This window comes from Mixta tenebrionis, assembly GCF_006517625.1.
Classification (GTDB): domain Bacteria; phylum Pseudomonadota; class Gammaproteobacteria; order Enterobacterales; family Enterobacteriaceae; genus Mixta; species Mixta tenebrionis.
The window spans coordinates 17,870-37,474 of the sequence record NZ_VHQI01000011.1 but is presented as its reverse complement, the minus strand read 5'-3'; the positions used below and the strand labels follow the sequence as shown (position 1 = coordinate 37,474).

General features: G+C 57.1%; 17 protein-coding genes. 6 read left to right on the top strand and 11 right to left on the bottom strand.

Going from position 1 to position 19,605, the window contains the following annotated elements; genetic code table 11:
• Positions 1-41 precede the first annotated feature (41 nt).
• Entirely contained in the window at positions 42-1,028 is a 987-nt protein-coding gene (locus tag FKM52_RS16610; protein WP_141177274.1) for a quinone oxidoreductase, read from the top strand.
• Between the two features lie 325 nt (positions 1,029-1,353).
• Here the strand turns inward: FKM52_RS16610 and dusA are convergent, their stop codons facing one another.
• Entirely contained in the window at positions 1,354-2,349 is a 996-nt protein-coding gene (gene dusA, locus FKM52_RS16605) for a tRNA dihydrouridine(20/20a) synthase DusA (RefSeq protein ID WP_141177273.1), read from the bottom strand.
• Between the two features lie 101 nt (positions 2,350-2,450).
• Entirely contained in the window at positions 2,451-3,722 is a 1,272-nt protein-coding gene (locus FKM52_RS16600; protein ID WP_377090336.1) for a conjugal transfer protein TraF, read from the bottom strand.
• 430 nt (positions 3,723-4,152) lie between these two features.
• On the opposite strand from FKM52_RS16600, the gene zur reads away from it, so the two are divergent.
• Positions 4,153-4,665 carry a zinc uptake transcriptional repressor Zur gene (gene zur, locus FKM52_RS16595; protein WP_141177271.1) on the top strand — a complete coding sequence of 171 codons (513 nt, stop codon included), beginning with the start codon at positions 4,153-4,155 and terminating at the stop codon, positions 4,663-4,665.
• A 191-nt stretch (positions 4,666-4,856) separates the two neighbouring features.
• Here zur and FKM52_RS16590 read toward each other — a convergent pair whose 3' ends face one another.
• The 4 genes from FKM52_RS16590 to FKM52_RS16575 all read right to left on the bottom strand — a co-directional run bounded on the left by FKM52_RS16590 (position 4,857) and on the right by FKM52_RS16575 (position 7,801).
• Positions 4,857-5,069 carry a CsbD family protein gene (locus FKM52_RS16590; protein ID WP_141177270.1) on the bottom strand — a complete coding sequence of 71 codons (213 nt, stop codon included), beginning with the start codon at positions 5,067-5,069 and terminating at the stop codon, positions 4,857-4,859.
• Between the two features lie 225 nt (positions 5,070-5,294).
• Positions 5,295-6,617 carry an MATE family efflux transporter DinF gene (dinF, locus tag FKM52_RS16585; RefSeq protein WP_141177269.1) on the bottom strand — a complete coding sequence of 441 codons (1,323 nt, stop codon included), beginning with the start codon at positions 6,615-6,617 and terminating at the stop codon, positions 5,295-5,297.
• A 101-nt stretch (positions 6,618-6,718) separates the two neighbouring features.
• Positions 6,719-7,327 (bottom strand): transcriptional repressor LexA, encoded by a 609-nt coding sequence (gene lexA / locus FKM52_RS16580; protein WP_141177268.1) that lies wholly within the window; start codon positions 7,325-7,327, stop codon positions 6,719-6,721.
• A gap of 105 nt (positions 7,328-7,432) precedes the next feature.
• Entirely contained in the window at positions 7,433-7,801 is a 369-nt protein-coding gene (locus FKM52_RS16575; RefSeq protein WP_141177267.1) for a diacylglycerol kinase, read from the bottom strand.
• 128 nt (positions 7,802-7,929) lie between these two features.
• On the opposite strand from FKM52_RS16575, the gene plsB reads away from it, so the two are divergent.
• On the top strand, positions 7,930-10,353 hold the full coding sequence (gene plsB, locus FKM52_RS16570) for a glycerol-3-phosphate 1-O-acyltransferase PlsB (protein WP_141177266.1): 2,424 nt from the start codon (positions 7,930-7,932) through the stop codon (positions 10,351-10,353).
• Positions 10,354-10,413: 60 nt separating this feature from the next.
• On the opposite strand, the gene ubiA is transcribed toward plsB, so the two are convergent.
• From ubiA to malK, 5 genes are all read right to left on the bottom strand, one after another.
• The gene (gene ubiA / locus FKM52_RS16565; protein WP_141177360.1) at positions 10,414-11,277 is read right to left on the bottom strand and encodes a 4-hydroxybenzoate octaprenyltransferase; all 864 of its coding nucleotides are present in this window, start codon (positions 11,275-11,277) and stop codon (positions 10,414-10,416) included.
• Between the two features lie 19 nt (positions 11,278-11,296).
• Positions 11,297-11,824, bottom strand: coding sequence for a chorismate lyase (gene ubiC / locus FKM52_RS16560; RefSeq protein WP_141177265.1), 528 nt, complete (start codon positions 11,822-11,824; stop codon positions 11,297-11,299).
• A 154-nt stretch (positions 11,825-11,978) separates the two neighbouring features.
• Entirely contained in the window at positions 11,979-12,899 is a 921-nt protein-coding gene (gene malM, locus FKM52_RS16555; RefSeq protein ID WP_141177264.1) for a maltose operon protein MalM, read from the bottom strand.
• A gap of 84 nt (positions 12,900-12,983) precedes the next feature.
• Positions 12,984-14,300 (bottom strand): maltoporin, encoded by a 1,317-nt coding sequence (locus FKM52_RS16550; protein ID WP_141177263.1) that lies wholly within the window; start codon positions 14,298-14,300, stop codon positions 12,984-12,986.
• Positions 14,297-15,448 carry a maltose/maltodextrin ABC transporter ATP-binding protein MalK gene (gene malK, locus FKM52_RS16545; RefSeq protein WP_141177262.1) on the bottom strand — a complete coding sequence of 384 codons (1,152 nt, stop codon included), beginning with the start codon at positions 15,446-15,448 and terminating at the stop codon, positions 14,297-14,299. Before malK ends, FKM52_RS16550 begins: the two co-directional genes overlap by 4 nt.
• 340 nt (positions 15,449-15,788) lie before the next feature.
• Here malK and malE point away from each other — a divergent pair, with 340 nt between their 5' ends.
• The 3 genes from malE (at position 15,789) to malG (ending at position 19,556) form a co-directional block, all read left to right on the top strand.
• Positions 15,789-16,982 carry a maltose/maltodextrin ABC transporter substrate-binding protein MalE gene (malE, locus tag FKM52_RS16540; protein WP_141177261.1) on the top strand — a complete coding sequence of 398 codons (1,194 nt, stop codon included), beginning with the start codon at positions 15,789-15,791 and terminating at the stop codon, positions 16,980-16,982.
• Positions 16,983-17,110: 128 nt separating this feature from the next.
• Positions 17,111-18,655, top strand: coding sequence for a maltose ABC transporter permease MalF (malF, locus tag FKM52_RS16535; RefSeq protein ID WP_141177260.1), 1,545 nt, complete (start codon positions 17,111-17,113; stop codon positions 18,653-18,655).
• A gap of 10 nt (positions 18,656-18,665) precedes the next feature.
• Positions 18,666-19,556, top strand: coding sequence for a maltose ABC transporter permease MalG (gene malG, locus FKM52_RS16530; RefSeq protein ID WP_141177259.1), 891 nt, complete (start codon positions 18,666-18,668; stop codon positions 19,554-19,556).
• Positions 19,557-19,605: the final 49 nt, after the last annotated feature.

Genomic DNA, 19,605 nt, shown 5'->3' with positions numbered 1-19,605 from the left:
CTTACAGGTAAAAGCGGCGCCCGAAAACTGAAGGAGCGAACATGGCAAAACGTATCCAAATCGCCCGCCACGGCGGCCCGGAAGAGCTACAGTGGGTCGATTTCGAGCCTGGCGAACCGCATGCTGATGAAGTACAGGTAGCAAATAAAGCTATCGGCATCAACTATATCGATACCTACGTACGCAGCGGCCTTTATCCGGCCCCGACGCTGCCTTCCGGCATCGGCACCGAGGCGGCGGGCGTGGTGATCCGCGTCGGCAGCGACGTGACCGCGATTAAGCCCGGCGATCGCGTGGTTTACGCCCAGTCGCCGCTGGGCGCCTACAGCGAAGTGCACAATGTGCATCAGGATAAGGTGGCGCTGCTGCCGGACGCCATCTCTTTTGAGCAGGCGGCGGCCTCGTTTTTAAAAGGGCTAACCGTTCATTATCTGCTGCGCCAGACCTACGAAGTGCAGCCGGACGAGATTTTCCTGTTTCACGCGGCGGCGGGCGGCGTTGGCCTGATCGCCTGCCAGTGGGCGAAAGCGCTGGGCGCGCATCTGATAGGCACCGTCGGCTCGGCGGAAAAGGCGCTGCTGGCGAAAGAGCGCGGCGCATGGGCGACGATCAACTACCGCGAAGAGGATATCGCCCGGCGCGTTAGCGAACTAACCAACGGTAATAAAGTACGGGTGGTTTACGATTCAGTGGGTAAAGCAACCTGGGAGGCCTCGCTGGATTGCCTGCAGCGTCGCGGCCTGATGGTGAGCTTTGGCAACGCATCCGGCCCGGTTACCGGCGTAAACCTGGCGATTCTGAATCAGAAAGGTTCGCTTTATCTGACGCGCCCGTCGCTAAACGGCTATATCACCACGCGCGATGAGCTGCAGCGGGCCAGCAACGATCTCTTTTCGATGATTGCCAGCGGAGCGATTAAGGTGGAGGTGCCGGAAAATCAGCGTTTTCCGCTGCGGGAAGCACAGCGGGCGCACAGCACGCTGGAGAGCCGTTCAACGCAGGGTTCCAGCCTGCTTATTCCTGACTGACGCGGCGCCTGAAAAACAGTGGGGCCTCCCGCAGGAAGCCCCTTTTTTATTTTTTGCATTCGCGCTGTGGTTGTAGGGTACAGCGATGATGAATGACTTTAATTCGACCTGACTAGTCTCGCAGAATTCATAAGTAAAAAATATGTTTAATTACGAAATTGCCAGAGTAAAGTGTGACTCTGTGATCCAGCGCGCAAGTTGTCGATTAACTTCAATTCAAGTTATTGATAGCTAAGGGTCATTATTTCACTCACGCTTTTTTTTCAGTAGCGCGCCAGAAAAAAATCTTACGGCGCCCAGACGCCATTAACATAAAAATCACAACTCAGGCGCTGACATTTATCTTATCGGCAACCAGCGACAACGCTTTTTCTACCACTTCGATATCAGCTCCCGGCTTATGCGCGTTCTCACTCAGATAGCGACGCCATTGTCGCGCGCCCGGTATCCCCTGGAACAGGCCGAGCATATGGCGCGTAATATGTCCGAGATAAGTGCCCTGCGTCAGCTCGCGCTCAATATAGGGATACATGGCGCGTACTACGGCGATGGGATCGGCGTCCGGCGCCTCGCTGCCAAACAGCACGCGATCGACCTGCCCCAGCAGACCGGGGTTCTGATAGGCTTCACGCCCCATCATGACGCCATCGATATGCTGTAAATGGGTCTGCGCCTCTGCCAGCGATTTAACGCCGCCGTTTAGCGCCAGCGTCAGCTGCGGGAAGTCACGCTTGAGCTGATAAACGCGTGGGTAATCCAGCGGCGGGATCTCGCGGTTCTCTTTCGGGCTCAGCCCGGAAAGCCAGGCTTTACGGGCATGGATAATAAAAGTATCGCAGCCGCCCTGCTGCGCAACGGTGCCGATAAAGTCGCACAAAAATTCATAGCTATCCTGGTCATCAATACCGATGCGGGTTTTTACCGTCACCGGGATGGACGCCGCGTCGCGCATCGCTTTAACGCAGTCGGCGACCAACGCGGCCTCGCCCATCAGGCAGGCGCCGAAACGGCCATTCTGTACGCGATCTGAAGGGCAGCCTACGTTCAGGTTAATTTCATCGTAGCCGCGCGCCTGCGCCAGCTGCGCGCACTGCGCCAGCGCCGCCGGATCGCTGCCGCCCAGCTGTAACGCCACCGGATGTTCTTCTTCGCTGTATGCCAGATAGTCGCCTTTGCCATGAATAATGGCGCCGGTCGTCACCATCTCGGTGTAAAGCAACGTATTTTGCGTCAGCTGACGATGAAAATAGCGGCAGTGGCGATCGGTCCAGTCGAGCATCGGCGCGATGGAGAAACGTTGAGAAGGGAATTGCTGGGACATAAAGCGAGAGGCCCGAATCGTTCGTGGAAATTATGCGCGATGATACCACAGCTTCACCGCAAGGCTGTAGCGGCTGCGCCGCTTCTGGCGCAGCCGCACGATCAGAAAGAGAAGCCCAGCTGCGCCATCGCGCCCCAGCTGTTGTCTTCTCCCACCGAACCGGCAAGATCGAGATGGACGCGGTTGTTGAAAGGCGCAAGGCCAATACCGGCGCTGACCACGTCAGTATCATTAGATTTCATATCGGCATGATAGCCGCCGCGCAGCTGCAGCCAGTCCAGCACGCGGTATTCTACGCCTACGCCCGCATACTGGCTGTCACCCTGCGACTTAAAGCGTTTTGTCACCGTGGCGTCAACATCCAGGCTGGCGGTCAGCGTTTTGCTATGCCAGGCGGCGCCGGCGGTGACCAGCGGGCGGATCTGATAAGTATCGCGATAGCCTGCCACTTCTTTGGTCTCGATATTGCGCGATATCAGGTTCTGCGCGCTCAGGCCAAAGGTCCAGCTATCGCCGACGTCGGCAGACAGCCCCGCATCCAGGTTAAATCCGGTATCGTTGGTGCGATATTCGCCGTTGGTGACCTTATCCTTATCGAAGTTATAGATCGTGGCGCGATAGTTATAGAGGTATGTCTGCTGCAGCTTCGGCGTAATACCGACCGAAACCGCCTGCTCGCCAATTTTAAACTGATGGGCAAAGGCGATGCCATAATCCGCTACCACGGCAGCAACGCCCGTGGCGCTGGAACGCAGCAGATACCGATCGCCTGGAGCAGGAATGCGATCGCCAGCGGCTACCGCATCGAGATAGTCGATATCGCTTTGCGCCACATCAGTTTGCACATGTGCCGTACCATAGGCTTTCGCCACAAAGGCGAACGGCAGGGTTTCGTTCGGCACCGCCGCCACGATTGCCGCGCCAGCAGAACCATCGGCCCGGTTGCCGCGCAGGTCGCGCAGCTGGCTGGCTAACTCGCCGGAAGCGGAGCGAACTCTGGCATAGCTCTCCAGCAGCGCGCCCAGATCGCCCAGATTGCTCGCATCAAGGCCTTTGAATACATTGCGGTAGTAATTCACCGTGTCGTTAACATCATCGATCTTATCGAGCATTTTATCTTTATCGCCGATCTGCACGCCAACGGAGGGCAGAATCAGACTGACGCTATCTTCAGCGCGTCCTTTAGTTAACAGCGCGGGGTTCGCCAGCGGTGCGGTGGCGAAAGTTGACGACGCTACGCCAGTTCCGCCCATCGCATCGTTACGCGCATCAAAATAGCTGCCGGCCGCCTGCGAGGAAAACGGCGTTAACATAATCGTAGTTAATGCAGTTACAGTAGAAATTTTAAAACATTTAACATTTTTCATTGCCATCATCAGACGCCATCCAAAATAATCTAACAGTAAGCAGGAAACCACTGACCGAATTATGACCAATAAATTCCTGATTTATTGCCCCGAACTCAGGGCATTTCCCCCGGCTTATCAATGAATTGCCGGTTTAATAACCAGATTATTACTTAAAGTTTCTTATTGGTGCGGCTTTTATTTAACCTTTGCCGCTTAAGACTTATTGAACATTAGCCCTGGTTAGATACCGCTGCAATTAATAATCGCTTATTAAGAATGGTGCTAAAGGGCGGCGTTTCATTTTGTCCGGTCGGAGTTTTGCTGGCGCTTAACGACAGTGGAATAAGAAGGCGTGAAAACCACCCGAATTGGGCTTTTTCAGGGAAGTTAAGGAAGGAGTCGGCGTTTTTTGCGCAGCGTGATAAGATAACATCTCAATCGCCGGAGAATACTTATGGTCTCACCTTCACAACAGATTCTGTCGCAGGCGGAGAAAATCTGTCAGCAACGCAACGTGCGCCTGACGCCGCAGCGTCTGGAGGTGCTGCGTTTAATGAGCGAGCGAAACGGCGCTATCAGCGCTTACGATCTGCTCGATCTGCTACGCGTATCCGAGCCGCAGGCGAAACCGCCTACGGTGTATCGCGCGCTCGATTTTCTACTGGAGCAGGGCTTTATTCACCGGGTGGAATCCAACAACAGTTATGTGGTCTGTCATCACTTTGAGCAGCCGCCCCATACTTCGGCGATGTTAATTTGCGATCGCTGCGGGGCGGTAAGCGAGCAGCAGGCGCATGGCGTGGAATCTATTCTGGAACTGCTGGCGCAGCAGAGCGGTTTTGCCTTAAGCTCCAGCGTGATTGAAGCGCATGGCCTGTGCGCAAGCTGTAAGGAAGTGGAAAGCTGCCAGCATCCCGAAAGCTGTACGCACGATCATCGCCCGCTAAGCAAAAAGCGCGGACGCTGAGCAACAGCAAAGCGATCCAGATAAAGCTGGAGTAAACAAAACCTTAGCGTGAACGTCATTAATCAATCAGCGTCATAAAACGCCATATCGACAATGGAAATATGCGCGGCGCTAAAAGCAGGATTTATCGTCAGGGAGAGCGGCACACTCCGTGTGCCAGGGTAGGAGCATCGTCCTGAAAGGCTAAAATTTTACCAGCGATAATCGTGGTTTTGGGTTTCCCAGTCGCTTACTTCTTTTTCCGCTTCGTCTTTTGCATAGCCGTAGCGTTCCTGAATTTTACCAACCAGCTGATCGCGTTTACCTTCAATCACGGTCATATCGTCATCGGTCAGCTTGCCCCACTTTTCCTTCATCTTACCTTTAAACTGTTTCCAGTTACCGCCGGCTTCGTCTCTGTTCATAGTTGTTTCCTCTACCTTAGGTGTTAGCAGCTCGATGAATATCAGCATCGTTGCGTTCTGCAAAATAAAACGCTGATTCCTTGTTTCTCGCCCTTTAACTATAGCAGGAAGCGACAGTTCTGCCCGAAAACGCAGAAGGATGAACTAATAAACAGGCAATAAACCTGTTGAATTCGCCAAAAAACCAGCGGATTCAGGTAATAAACGCAACCGTTAGCAAGTATGTCAAATCGTGAACCAGTCGCCGCGCCGTTGATAACGGCGCCATATCCAGCCCAGCGTTAAGCCACGCAGCAGCAGGAAAACCGTGACCGCCAGCCACAGGCCATGATTACCAAGCCGCGGCAGCGTGAGCAGCGTTAAGGCAAAGCCCAGCGCGGCCAGCGCCATGCTGTTACGCATTTCACGTCCGCGCGTGGCGCCGATAAACATGCCGTCCAACAGATAGCACCAGACGCCGGCCAACGGCAAAATCATCTGCCAGAACAGATAGCGATCGGCCAGCGTTTGCAGAGCGGGCAGAGAGGTAAGCAGCGCAACGATCTCCCGCCCCCATATTCCCCAGGCGCAGGCGAACAGCAGCGCCACCGCGCCGGCCTGACGACAGGCGGCGCGCCAGACGTGATGCAGTTTATCCGCATCGCGCGCGCCGAAGGCTTCGCCTGATACCGCCTCTACCGCATAGGCGAAACCGTCCAGCGCATAGGCGGTAAAGGTCAGGAACATCAGCAGCACGGCGTTCACCGCGACAATCTCGCTGCCCATGCGCGCGCCCAGTATTGTTACCGACGCAAAGCAGGCCTGTAGCAACAACGAGCGCACCATAATATCGCGGTTCAGACGCAGCAGGCGGCGCATATCTCCGCACAGCGCCCGCTTCAGCAGAGCAAAAGAAACCTGACGCAGACGCATGACGTGCCGCACCATCATCAGCCCTACCGCCAGCGTAACGTATTCGGCAATAGCCGTTGCCGATGCGGCGCCGGCGACGCCCCAGTCAAGACCGATCACAAACCACAGATCGAGCAGGATATTCACCAAGTTGCCCGTCACCAGCAAAATTACCGGCGCCCGCGCATACTGCACGCCCAGCAGCCAACCAAGAATCACCAGGTTCGCCAGGGTGGCGGGGGCGCTGAGCCAGCGCACCTGGATAAAAAGCTGCGCCTGCTCAAGCACCTGCGGGCTGCCGCCTACTACCTGCGCCGCCAGGCTACTGAGCGGATAGCGCAGCACGACAAACAGCGCGCCGGCCGCCAGCGCCATCAGCAGCGGCTGAACCAGCGCGCGCGCCAGGCCTGCCTTATCGCCGGCGCCGAACGCCTGCGATGTCAGGCCGGTCGTGCTCATACGCAGGAACAGCAGCAGCATAAACAGAAAGCTGGTCGCGGTGGCGCCAACGGCCACGCCGCCGAGATAAACCGGACTGTCAAGATGACCAATAACGGCAGTATCAACCAGGCCCAATAACGGAACGGTAATATTGGAAAGAATCATCGGCAGCGCCAGCCGCCAGAGTTTTTTATCAGTTGCTGAAAAGAATTGCATGACCATCCGTGATAACTATATGGCGACAGGCCACAGCGGTTATCGCCGGAGAAAAAGAGAGGAAGCGAAATGGGGTGGCGACCATAGCCGCCACCGCGCCGTCAGAGCCAGTCACCATTACGAATAACGCCGACGGCAAGGCCTTCAATCGTCAGCGTCTGCTGCTGCAGATCGACCACGATCGGTTGGAAATCGCTGTTTTCTGGCAGCAGCTGCACCGTATTACCCTGTTTTTTCAGGCGTTTTACGGTTACTTCATCGTCAATACGCGCGACAACTACCTGCCCGTTGCGCACATCCTGCGTTTTATGCACCGCCAGCAGATCGCCATCAACGATGCCAATATCTTTCATCGACATGCCGCTTACGCGCAGCAGGAAATCCGCATGGGGCTTAAACAGATTAGGATCGACCTGGAAACGGCTTTCAATGTGCTCCTGCGCCAGCAGCGGCTCGCCGGCGGCGACGCGCCCGATGAGCGGCAGACCGTTTTCTTCTTCCGCCATCAGGCGGATACCGCGCGACGCGCCGGACACCATCTCAATAACGCCTTTACGCGCCAGCGCCTTCAGGTGTTCTTCAGCAGCGTTAGGGGAGCGAAATCCCAGCTGGGAGGCGATTTCCGCACGCGTAGGCGGCATCCCCGTCTGGTTAATATGATCGCGAATCAGGTCATAAACCTGCTGCTGCCGAGCCGTTAAGGTTTTCATCCCGCCCCCTGGTTGTTTATACAGTCGCTGTGAGTATATACAGGTATTGGCGGAATGGAAACCAAATGCCGTGTAAAAAACGACACTTTGTCTATTACGGAAGCGCTATCGCAAATATGACCAGAGCAAGGTTACCCAGACAAAGAGCGCCAGTATGATGCTGAGCAAAACGGCGGCGGAGCCCATGTCCTTCGCCCGCCCGGCCAGCGGATGGAATTCATTGCCGATACGATCTACAACCGCCTCGATAGCGCTGTTAAGGATTTCAACAATCATAACCAGCGCTACTGAACCGATCAGCATAACCCGCGTGACGGCATCAATATCCAGCCAGCAGGCGATAACTATCGCCACCAGCGCCATAACCGCTTCCTGACGAAATGCCGCCTCATGTTGCCAGGCAGCGCGTAAACCTTGCCAGGAATAGCCGGCCGCTTTAATGATGCGCACCAGGCCCGTTACGTTATTTGCCATCTTCAGGGAACCCTTTGCCATGTTTAACGTCAATGTCAGGGTGGAGCACTAACTGCAACACCACAGATCTTCAATACACTTTCTGGTATGCTTGCCGCGCTTTGCTAACAAGAGGCTTCATGTTGTCTATGTCAGGTTGGCGTAAACTTTATTATAAGTTACTGAATTTACCACTTACATTTTTAGTTAAAAGTAAGGCGATACCGGGCGATCCGGTCACCGAACTGGGCCTGGATACCTCGCGGCCCATTATGTATGTGCTGCCTTACGATTCAAAGGCCGATCTGCTGGCGCTGCGTACCCAGTGCCGTCTGCACGATCTGCCCGATCCGCTTGAGCCGCTGGAGATCGACGGCACGCTGCTGCCGCGCTACGTTTTTATTCACGACGGCCCGCGCGTTTTCCCCTATTTCGTGCCCAATCAGCAATCGGTGAAGCTGTTTCACGACTATCTCGATCTGCACCGCAATAACCCCGATTTAGATGTGCAGATGGTGCCGGTTTCCGTGATGTTCGGCCGCGCGCCGGGACGCGAGGTGCAGGGCGAACAGACGCCCCATCTGCGCGAGCTGAACGGGGTGCAAAAATTTTTCGCCGTGCTGTGGCTTGGCCGCGACAGCTTTGTTCGCTTTTCAGCAATGGTTTCGCTGCGCCGCATGGCGACGGAACACGGCACTGATAAAACCATCGCGCAAAAGCTGGCGCGCGTAGCGCGCATTCACTTCGCCCGCCAGCGGTTAGCCGCCGTAGGGCCGCGCCTGCCGGTGCGTCACGATCTGTTTAACAAGCTGCTGCAGTCGCCGGCTATCGCCAGGGCGGTAGAGGATGAAGCGCGCAGCAAGAAAATTTCGCAGGAAAAAGCGCAGCAAAACGCCATCGAACTGATGGAAGAAATCGCCGCCAACTTCTCCTATGAAATGATTCGCCTTACCGATCGCGTTATCGGCTGGACGTGGAGCAAAATTTACCAGGGCATCAACGTCAGCGGCGGCGAGCGTGTGCGCCAGCTGGCGCTGGACGGGCACGGGCTGGTTTACGTGCCCTGCCACCGCAGCCATATGGATTACCTGCTGCTTTCCTACGTACTCTATCATCAGGGCCTGGTGCCGCCGCATATCGCCGCAGGCATCAACCTTAACTTCTGGCCCGCCGGGCCGATTTTCCGCCGTCTGGGCGCGTTCTTTATCCGCCGCACCTTTAAAGGCAACAAACTCTACTCCACGGTATTTCGTGAATATCTGGGCGAACTGTTCAGCCGCGGCTATTCCGTAGAGTATTTTGTCGAGGGCGGTCGCTCGCGTACCGGACGCCTGCTCGATCCGAAAACCGGCACGCTGGCGATGACCCTGCAGGCGATGCTGCGCGGCGGCAATCGTCCGATTACCGTGGTGCCGGTTTACATCGGCTATGAGCACGTCATGGAAGTGGGCACTTACGCCAAAGAGCTGCGCGGCGCGGCGAAAGAGAAAGAGAGCTTTATGCAGATGGTGCGCGGCCTCAGCAAGCTGCGCAACCTCGGACAGGGTTACGTTAACTTCGGCGAACCGCTGCCGCTGGTAAGCTACCTTAACAAGCAGGTGCCGGAGTGGCGCGACTCCATCGATCCGATCGTAGCGCAGCGCCCACAGTGGCTGACGCCGGCGGTTAACGATATCGCCCAGCAGGTGATGGTGCGCATTAATAACGCCGGCGCCGCCAACGCGATGAATCTGTGCGTAACCGCCCTGCTCGCTTCGCGTCAGCGCTCGCTGACCCGTGAACAGCTGCTGGAGCAGTTAGAGTGCTATCTCGAACTGCTGCGCAACGTGCCCTATTCGCCGGATGCGACCGTGCCGGCGATGACGCCGGAAGCGCTGCTGGACCATGCGCTAAGCATGAACAAATTCGAAACCGAACAGGACAATATCGGCGATATCATCATTCTGCCGCGCGAGCAGGCGGTACTGATGACCTACTACCGCAACAACGTGCACCATATGCTGGTTATGCCGTCGCTGATCGCCGCAATTATCCAGCAGCACCGGGAGATCGCCGCCGCGGAGCTGCTACGTCAGGTTGAGGTAATCTATCCGCTGCTGAAAAGCGAGCTATTCCTGCGCTGGGATAACGCGCAGCTGCCGCAGCTGCTGCAGTCGCTGGCGGCGGAGCTGGCGCGTCAGCAGCTTATTACGGTTGAAGGCGAGACAATGCGCCTCAATGCCGCGCGCTTCCGTACGCTGCAGCTGCTGGCTGCCGGCATGCGTGAAACGCTGCAGCGTTATGCCATTACCTTCTCGATCCTTAGCGCTAATCCGGCAATTAACCGCGGTTCGCTGGAGAAAGAGAGCCGTACGCTGGCGCAGCGCCTGTCGGTGCTGCACGGTATCAACGCGCCGGAGTTCTTTGATAAGGCGGTATTCTCGACGCTGGTGCTGACGCTGCGCGATGAAGGCTATATCAGCGATACCGGCGATGCGGCGCTGGAAAAAACGCAGAATACCTCGCGTCTGCTGTCAGAGCTGATTACCAGCGATGTGCGCCAGACCATTGAAAATGCCGTCGCGCACAGCTGAGTCGAACTAACGCGAAAAACAACAAGGGCGCCCAGGGGCGCCCTTTTTATTAAGCCTGGGCTACCACTGGCTAAACGGCGGCATATTCAGCGCCACGCCGACAAATATCACCAGCCCGACATAGTTGTTATTGAGAAAAGCCTGGAAGCAGCGTTCGCGTTGGCGCTCAGCGATTAACTTCTGCTGATGCACAAAGAGCGCGCCGGCAATCAGCAGCGCCCAGTAAAAGGCGCCGTCCAGCGCCATTCGCAGCCCCACCCACGCCAGCAGCAGCAGCGTCGCCAGCTGCAGCAGCCCAATAATCAGCTTATCGAAACGGCCAAACAGAATCGCCGTTGATTTTACGCCGATTTTTAAATCGTCATCGCGGTCGACCATGGCATATTGCGTATCGTAGGCCACCGTCCAGCAAATATTGGCCGAAAACAGCAGCCAGCAGTTAAGCGGCACGCTGCCGCTGACCGCCGCCCAGCCCATCGGTATCGCCCAGCCGAAGGCCGCGCCCAGCACCACCTGCGGCAGGTGGGTATAGCGCTTCATAAAGGGGTAGACCCACGCCAGCGCCAGTCCGGCAAACGACAGCCAGATGGTCAACGCGTTCATGGTCAGCACCAGCGCGAAAGAGATCAGCGCCAGCGTGACAAACAGCACCTTCGCCTCTTTTTCCGTTACCGCGCCGCTGGCCAGCGGACGCATCTGGGTACGCTTTACATATCCGTCAATTTTCCGATCGGCAAAATCGTTTACCACGCAGCCCGCCGCGCGCATAAAGAAGACGCCGAGCACGAACACCAGCAGCACCTGTAGCGGCGGCACCGCCTCGCCCGCCAGCCACAGCGCCCACAGCGTCGGCCATAGCAGCAGCAGCGAGCCGATAGGTTTATCGATACGCATCAGGCGGCTGTACGCCTGGAGCCTGGTCAGCGTCACTCCTTTTTCGATATTAGTCACGGGGTTCTCCAGACAGACTTTGGTAGAGCGGCGAAGCGGGCAAAAAGAGTTCGGTCAGCAGCAGCGGCTTGCCTGACAGACGCAGGCGTGAGCGACGTCCCCACTGCGCCGCGACGATGCCGGGATCGATAAAGTCCCGCGTCAGCGTTGAGGAAGAAAACAGATAGCGCCCCAGCGGGCAGGAACCCAGCTGGCTAAGTTTCATTTCCGGTCCGGTCAGCGTCGATTCCGGCACCACCGTGCGCCCAACCAGCCAGGGCGCGCCGTCGCCAAAAAGGATGACTTCGCGCAGCCAGTAGCGCGGCTCCTGCGGCAGAAACGGCAGCTCTGCGGCAATCGCCTCGGCGGTGACGAAACCTTCGCGGCGCGGTTCAACGGTAACTTGCCGACAGTGGCGTTCGAAGCGCTTCGTCATCGAGTCCTCTTCCAGCAGCCAGTCCAGCAGCGCGGCGGAGAGCAGCGGCGATGAAGCGGGAAGCCATTCGATGGCGCGCAGCAGGGAAAGCGCGTTATCTGACATACGGCATCTCCGTTAAGAAATCAGGTGCCATAGTGTAGCGCAGAGACCGGCGCAGAACACGCGATGCAGCGGAAAAAGCGTTCGGGCAGAGAGCGAAAAAGGGTGCGCCAGCGGCGCACCAATCGTCCAGCAAGATCAGCAATATGGGGATCTGTTATCCCTTGCCTTTCACACTGCTGATAAAGGTTGCGCGCGCCGATGAGGAACCGAGACGCTCCGCCTCATTCATCAGCTTCAGCGCCTTATCGATATCCCCGGCTTTCACCGCCTTACGGATACCGTCGTTGAAATATTTTTCCGTATCGTTGAGCATCGGCTCCGCTTTGGTCGTCGGCGTCGGCGCCGGCGCGCTGACAGCGGGCCGGGCTGAGGCGGCGCTGCCTACCACCACCGGTTTGGCGTTATCGGAGCCAAACAGCTTGCCGATCATAATATTGCCGCTGTTCTGTTCGCTCTTCACTTTCAGCGACAGGGTGCCGCTGTTCACATGGCGCACAACAGGATCGGGCACGTCGGGAATGGCGTTGCTGGCCCCTTCCGCGTAGAGCTTCGCCGGGTTAACCATGGTCGAAGTTTGCGCCAGATCGCGGCTGGTGGTGTAGATCAGCAGATAGATCTGTTTTTGCCCCAGTACCGGCGTCAGCTTCATGGTGCCTTCCAGCCGGTTGGTGGCGATAACGCCGGGCTTCTGATAGGCGAAATAGCTGCTGGGAAAGAAAGCCGCCGGCTGCAGCTGGCTGTCCAGCACCAGCACGTTAGGCGCATAGACGCGCTGATCTTTCATTATGCTGGCTAAGGTCACCTCCAGCGATCCCCGATCGGCGGGCAGCGCGATGGCGGCCACCGGCCCGCTGATATCGCCCTCGTTAAGGGTCAGCGAAGCGGCGTCCAGCACGATATCCTGCTTCACCGGCGGCGACAGCGGCAGCCAGGAGAAGCGTTGCAGCTTATCGGGCGCTACGGTTGGCGCAGTGGCGACGTTTTGCGGATTCACGCCGGCATCGGCAGCCAGGCCGGGCAGCGCGGTAAAGCTCAGAGCCGGAAACAGGCAGAGCGCAAGCAGATGTTTTTTCATTTTTTTATCCTCAGGAGAAACCCGCCTCTCTCAGGCAATAGAGAGGCGGGCTAAGGTAGATCGCAGAGCTAGTGGCTGGGTTTGTTACCACCAGGCTTCCATCTGAATACCGAAGGAGAACTCGTCGCTGTCGCCGCGGCTGAAGGTACGACTGCTGGTATCGCTGAAGGCGGTATTGTTAGCCACGTTGGCAACGTAGTTATCGCTGCTGGTGTCGTTGGATGAATAACCCCACTTCTCATCCCACTTGGCGTAGCTGGCGAAGACGCGGATCGCCGGGCGCGACCAGATGCTGTTGCCCGCCTGCCACTGCTGCGCCAGGGTCACTTTGTACTGGCTGTTGCGATCGCCGGTACGCTGCGACTTGACGTTGTCATAGCCCGCTTCCAGCAGGGTGCTCATAATCGGCGTCCATTTGTACATCGGGCGCACGCCGACGGTGTACCAGGTGGTGCCGTTGTTGTTATCGCGATCCACATCCTGGTACATACCGACATACATCAGGCTCCAGGTATCGTTGAAGTCGATAGCGCCGTGGTCAATCACGCGGATCATCGAACCGTTGTTATTCTCGGCAGTACCCGGACGGCCGTTGCGGTTTTGCGTCATGGCGTCAGTGGCGTACTGCACGACGAATTTATTCAGGCTGGTGCCGTAGAAGGTCTGGGTATGTTCCAGCGTCGCCATCCAGCCGTCGTTGGATGCGGCGCTGTCGTTCGGGCTGTAGCCGTCGGTATCGTTGGCGCTGCCGTAATCGAAGCCCAGCTCCAGCGAGCCGCCGGGGTTAACCTGCATCCCACCGAGGCGCACATCGAAGATATCGTTAGCGCGATCTTTGGCGTCGCCGCGGGTATTGCCGGAGACAAACGCTGAAGAGCCGCCCGCTTCGCTGCTGCGGGTAGCCGCCAGCGAGAGTTTACCGAAGCCGAGATCGATATCTTCGATACCGCCGCCAGGGCCGGAGATATCCCAGTAGTAAAAGTCGATCATATGTACGTCGTGGCGTTTGTAGTAGCGCTTACCGGCCCAGATATTGGCGCCCGGCAGGGCATCAAACAGATTTTTACCCACTACGTTCGCCTGACGCACCGCCGGCGAATCTTCTTCATAATCGTTCTGCTGCGAAACGCTGTAGCCGATCATGGTATCGACATAGAAGCTTTTTTCGCCTTCTTTCCATACTTCCTGGCCCAGCTCGACTTCCAGATAGGTTTCACATTCATTGCCAAGACGATATTTAGAGTTGGCGCCGGTCGCCTGGAAACACTGCTGCTCGCCGCCGCTGCCGGTCCAGCCGATACCGGAACGGGCATAGCCTTTAAAATCCACCGCATTCGCATGCGGCGCCACGACAGCAAGGGCTACGGCCACGGCCAGAGGGTACTTAGAGCGCGTTATCATCGCGATTCTCCTGTTAACGTTCTGCTGTTATTGTGTGCTTCTACGCCAGGTTCGCTGTGTAACCGACGGCAGGCGCGGCCATCCTCACGGAACAGATGGCAACGCTGAGGCGGCAGGCCAATGGCGTATTGGGCACCTTCTTGAACCAGCACCACATCGTTCTGGCGATAGACCAGGTTCTGACGCAGCGCGGGGATTTGGATATGGATTTGCGTTTCATGGCCAAGCTGCTCAACCACCTGCACGGTGCCCTGCAGCGTGACGTCCGCCACCTCGCTGGGCAGCAGATGTTCGGGGCGAATGCCTAATGACATATTGGCGCCGGGCTGGACGCCGGTGCTGTCAACCGGCAGCCAGACCTGCTGACGATTCGGCAGTTCCACCTGAACCTGATCGATAGCGGTGGCGGTCACCTTCACCGGCAGGAAATTCATCTTCGGCGAACCGATAAAACCGGCGACAAAACGGTTAGCGGGATAGTGGTAAAGCTCCAGCGGCTTGCCGACCTGCGCAATGCGCCCGCCTTCCAGCACCACGATTTTGTCCGCCAGCGTCATTGCCTCAACCTGATCGTGGGTGACGTAAATCATGGTGCGCTGCAGGCGCTTATGCAGACGGGAGATCTCAATGCGCATCTGCACGCGCAGCGCGGCATCGAGGTTGGAGAGCGGCTCATCCAGCAGAAAAACCTGCGGTTCGGCCACCAGCGTGCGGCCAATCGCCACGCGCTGACGCTGACCGCCGGAGAGCGCCTTCGGCTGACGATCGAGCAGATGCGCCAGCTGTAAAACTTCCGCCACCTGCGACACGCGCTGCTGAATTTCACGTTTGCCGACGCCCGCCAGCTTCAGACCAAAAGACATGTTGTTCGCCACCGACAGGTGGGGATAGAGCGCATAGGACTGAAACACCATGCCCACGCCGCGTTCCGCGGGCGGCACATCGTTCATACGTTTGCCGCCAATGGTCAGCTCGCCGGCAGTGATATCTTCCAGCCCGGCGATCATGCGCAGCAGCGTTGATTTGCCGCAGCCTGACGGCCCGACAAATACCACGAACTCCCCTTCGGCAATGGACAGATTGATATCTTGCGATACCACCACGTCGCCCCAGGATTTGGTGACCTCTTTCAGCACCACATTCGCCATTGCTTTCTCCCGTCTCGTCACAACTTCCTTCGAATGGCTGGGAGTGTACGCGAAGGCCGGCAAGGAGAAATCCTCCACCGTGCGCTTTTTTACGGGGGAGGAGGCAGGAGGATGAGATCGCCGGCTGCCGGGAGGGTGGGCAGGCCAGACAGGCTTTTTCGTGATCGAATCGGCAGGAAAACAGACGAATTTATGTGTCCCGGCACGCATAAAGCGGCAAAAAAGCTACAGAGATCACATTTATTAACCACAGGGCGTAGAAACAGGGAGGATGAGTCAGCCGTCGCTTAACAGCAGACTTCTGCCTGACGACAACCACTCACGTTTAGAGGAAAGGGAAATGTCAAAGTTCAAACTGAATGGCAAAACTCTGCTGTTATGCGCGCTGACCGCCGCGCTGCTGCCCGGCGCGGCGCTGGCGAAAATCGAAGAAGGCAAGCTGGTCATCTGGATTAACGGCGATAAGGGCTACAACGGCCTGGCGGAAGTGGGTAAGAAATTCGAACAGGATACCGGGATTAAAGTGACCGTAGAGCATCCCGATAAGCTGGAAGAGAAATATCCGCAGGTCGCGGCGACCGGCGACGGCCCGGATATTATTTTCTGGGCGCACGACCGCTTCGGCGGCTATGCGCAGTCCGGCCTGCTGGCGGAAATCACGCCGGATAAGGCGCTACAGGATAAAATCTTTCCTTTCACCTGGGATGCGGTGCGCTACAACGGCAAGCTGATCGGCTATCCGGTGGCGGTGGAATCCCTGTCGCTGATTTATAACAAAGATCTGCTGCCCAACCCGCCGAAAAGCTGGGAAGAGATTCCGGCGCTGGATAAGCAGCTGCGCGCCAAAGGCAAGAGCGCGATAATGTTTAACCTGCAGGAACCCTATTTTACCTGGCCGTTAATTGCCGCCGACGGCGGCTACGCCTTTAAGAAAGAGAACGGCAGCTACAACCTGAAAAACGTCGGCGTTAATAATCCGGGATCGCAGGAGGGGCTGAAGTTTCTGGTCGATCTGATTAAGAATAAACACCTCAATGCGGATACCGATTACGCCATCGCCGAAGCTGCGTTTAATAAAGGCGAAACCGCCATGACCATTAACGGTCCCTGGGCGTGGAATAATATCGACGGCGCGAAAATTAATTATGGCGTAACGCTGCTGCCTACCTTTAAAGGTAAACCGTCGAAGCCTTTCGTCGGGGTACTGAGCGCCGGAATCAACGCCGCCAGCCCGAATAAAGAGCTGGCGAAAGAGTTTATCGAAAACTATCTGCTGACGGACGACGGGCTGGCGAAAGTCAACGCTGACAAACCGCTGGGCGCCGTGGCGCTGAAATCCTGGCAGGAGAAGCTGGCGAAAGATGAAAAGATCGCCGCCACCATGGAAAACGCGCAGAAAGGCGAAATTATGCCGAACGTGCCGCAGATGTCCGCCTTCTGGTACGCCGAACGCAGTGCGGTATTAAACGCGATTAACGGCCGCCAGAGCGTGGAAGCGGCGCTGAAGGATGCGGAAACCCGCCTTACCAGGTAAGGACTTGCTATCACTTTAACTCATGCCGCGGACGACGAGCGTCGTCTGCGGGCTGAGTGTTATCCGTCGCGTTTCCGGTGTGGATCGATATCCACGCCTCTTTTTATCTGTTGCAGAAGGATCCTGAAATGGCAAAATCCGCATTGTGGTGGCAGCGTGACGCCCTGAAGTGGCTGGTTATTGCCCTCTGCGTGTTAGTAACCGGTTATCTGGTTGTGCTGATGTATGCTCAGGGCGAATACCTGTTCGCTATTGTTACGCTGCTGCTGCTCAGCAGCGGCCTGATAGTCTTCTCCTGGCGGCGCGCGCAGGCGTGGCGCTATGTCTGGCCCGGTCTGGCCGGCATCGTGCTGTTTATCCTGTTTCCGCTCGCCTGTACTATCGCTATCGCCTTTACCAACTACAGCAGCACCAACCAGCTCACCTTTGAACGGGCGCGTCAGGTATTGCTGGATCGCCAGTTTCAGGCTGGCGAAGGCTACGCTTTCTCACTCTGGCCGACGACGGATAACCGCTGGCGCCTGCTGTTAAACGGCGCAGAGAATAAACAGTTTATCTCGCCGCCCTTTTCGCTCTCTTCTCAAAGTGAGCAAACGCTTACTCTTACTGAAACGCAGCAGCCTCCTGAAGGGGAACGCGCGATGCTGCGCGTGATTACCCAGAATCGCCAGGCGCTTTCCCGGCTGACGGCACGGCTGCCGGACAACACTCAGCTACGGATGAGTTCGCTGCGCCAGTTCTCCGGCACCCAGCCGCGCTATCGCCCCGGTGAAGATAATAGCCTGACCGATAAACAGACCGGTCAGATATGGTATCCCAATGATGATACCGGCTTCTGGCAGACCAAAGATGCAAACCAGCAGTGGACCAGCGAAAAGCTCAGTCCGGGCTATACCGTCGCCATCGGCTGGAAAAACTTCCTGCGCGTAATGACCGATCGGGGCATCCAGCAGCCGTTTATCGCTATTTTTATCTGGACGGTGGTGTTCGCGGCGCTGACGGTGCTGCTGACCGTCGCGCTTGGTATGGTGCTGGCCTGTCTGATGCAGTGGGAAGCGCTGAAAGGGCGTGCGGTTTATCGGCTGCTGCTGATTTTGCCCTACGCCGTGCCCGCTTTTATCTCCATCCTGATCTTTAAGGGGCTGTTTAACCAGAGCTTTGGCGAGATCAATATGATGCTTGATAGCCTGTTCGGCATCAAACCCGCCTGGTTCAGCGATCCGACCATGGCGCGCACCATGCTGGTAATCGTTAATACCTGGCTTGGCTATCCCTATATGATGATCCTCTGTATGGGGCTGTTAAAGGCGATCCCGGACGATCTCTACGAGGCTTCCGCGCTGGATGGCGCCACGCCGCGGCAAAACTTCCTGCGCATTACGCTGCCGCTGCTGATTAAGCCGCTGACGCCGCTGATGATCGCCAGCTTCGCTTTTAACTTTAATAACTTCGTGCTGGTGCTGCTGCTGACCAACGGCGGACCGGATCGTCTCGGCACTACCACGCCTGCGGGCTATACCGATCTGCTGGTGAGCTACACCTGGCGCATCGCCTTTGAAGGCGGCGGCGGTCAGGATTTCGGTTTGGCGGCCGCTATCGCCACGCTGATCTTCCTGCTGGTGGGCGCGCTGGCGCTGGTCAATCTGAAATTCACCCGCATCAGGACCGAATAAGGAGCAAACTATGGCGATGGTGAAACCTGCATCGCAAAAGCTACGGCTGGCGCTGACGCATCTGCTGCTGCTGGGCTTTATCGTGCTGATTATGTATCCGCTGCTGATGGTGTTCGCCATCTCGCTGCGCCCCGGCAACTACGCTATCGGCAGCCTGCTGCCGGAACATATCTCCTGGGATCACTGGAAACTGGCGCTCGGTTTTGCAGTAACCCATGAAAACGGCAGCGTAACGCCGCCGCCCTTTCCGGTGCTGCTGTGGCTGTGGAACTCGGTTAAAGTGGCGGCGATTACCGCCGTCGGCATTGTGGCGCTTTCAACCACCTGCGCCTACGCTTTCGCGCGTATGCGCTTTCGCGGCAAATCAACGCTGTTGAAAGGAATGCTGATATTTCAGATGTTCCCGGCGGTGCTGTCGCTGGTAGCGCTCTATGCGCTGTTCGATCGTTTAGGGCAGTACATTCCTTTTATTGGCCTGAATACCCATGCCGGGCTGATATTCGCCTATCTCGGCGGTATCGCTTTGCATGTCTGGACGATTAAAGGCTATTTCGAAACGATCGACGGTTCGCTGGAAGAAGCCGCGGCGCTTGACGGCGCGACGCCCTGGCAGGCGTTTCGCCTGATTTTGCTGCCGCTTTCGGTGCCGATTCTCGCCGTGGTGTTTATTTTGTCGTTTATCGCGGCGGTCACCGAAGTGCCGGTCGCCTCGCTGCTGCTGCGTGACGTGAACAGCTACACGCTGGCGGTAGGAATGCAGCAGTACCTGAACCCGCAGAACTATCTGTGGGGAGATTTTGCCGCGGCGGCGGTACTTTCCGCCCTGCCGATTACGTTGGTCTTTTTGCTGGCGCAGCGCTGGCTGGTGAGCGGTCTGACCGCCGGCGGCGTAAAGGGTTAGCTAATGATTTTCCTCGGTTGTTGCCCTGGTTGTTATTGCCACTGTTAAG

What these genes read in the sequence shown, in the direction of transcription:
- lexA (WP_141177268.1), bottom strand. Translation starts at nt 7,327, where the DNA reads ATGAAAACCTTAACGGCTCGGCAGCAGCAGGTTTATGACCTGATTCGC.
- malK (WP_141177262.1), bottom strand. Translation starts at nt 15,448, where the DNA reads ATGGCGAATGTGGTGCTGAAAGAGGTCACCAAATCCTGGGGCGACGTG.
- FKM52_RS16550 (WP_141177263.1), bottom strand. Translation starts at nt 14,300, where the DNA reads ATGATAACGCGCTCTAAGTACCCTCTGGCCGTGGCCGTAGCCCTTGCT.
- FKM52_RS16575 (WP_141177267.1), bottom strand. Translation starts at nt 7,801, where the DNA reads ATGGCAAATAACGTAACGGGCCTGGTGCGCATCATTAAAGCGGCCGGC.
- malE (WP_141177261.1), top strand. Translation starts at nt 15,789, where the DNA reads ATGTCAAAGTTCAAACTGAATGGCAAAACTCTGCTGTTATGCGCGCTG.
- malG (WP_141177259.1), top strand. Translation starts at nt 18,666, where the DNA reads ATGGCGATGGTGAAACCTGCATCGCAAAAGCTACGGCTGGCGCTGACG.
- zur (WP_141177271.1), top strand. Translation starts at nt 4,153, where the DNA reads ATGGTCTCACCTTCACAACAGATTCTGTCGCAGGCGGAGAAAATCTGT.
- dinF (WP_141177269.1), bottom strand. Translation starts at nt 6,617, where the DNA reads ATGCAATTCTTTTCAGCAACTGATAAAAAACTCTGGCGGCTGGCGCTG.
- FKM52_RS16600 (WP_377090336.1), bottom strand. Translation starts at nt 3,722, where the DNA reads ATGGCAATGAAAAATGTTAAATGTTTTAAAATTTCTACTGTAACTGCA.
- plsB (WP_141177266.1), top strand. Translation starts at nt 7,930, where the DNA reads ATGTCAGGTTGGCGTAAACTTTATTATAAGTTACTGAATTTACCACTT.
- ubiC (WP_141177265.1), bottom strand. Translation starts at nt 11,824, where the DNA reads ATGTCAGATAACGCGCTTTCCCTGCTGCGCGCCATCGAATGGCTTCCC.
- dusA (WP_141177273.1), bottom strand. Translation starts at nt 2,349, where the DNA reads ATGTCCCAGCAATTCCCTTCTCAACGTTTCTCCATCGCGCCGATGCTC.
- FKM52_RS16590 (WP_141177270.1), bottom strand. Translation starts at nt 5,069, where the DNA reads ATGAACAGAGACGAAGCCGGCGGTAACTGGAAACAGTTTAAAGGTAAG.
- FKM52_RS16610 (WP_141177274.1), top strand. Translation starts at nt 42, where the DNA reads ATGGCAAAACGTATCCAAATCGCCCGCCACGGCGGCCCGGAAGAGCTA.
- malF (WP_141177260.1), top strand. Translation starts at nt 17,111, where the DNA reads ATGGCAAAATCCGCATTGTGGTGGCAGCGTGACGCCCTGAAGTGGCTG.
- malM (WP_141177264.1), bottom strand. Translation starts at nt 12,899, where the DNA reads ATGAAAAAACATCTGCTTGCGCTCTGCCTGTTTCCGGCTCTGAGCTTT.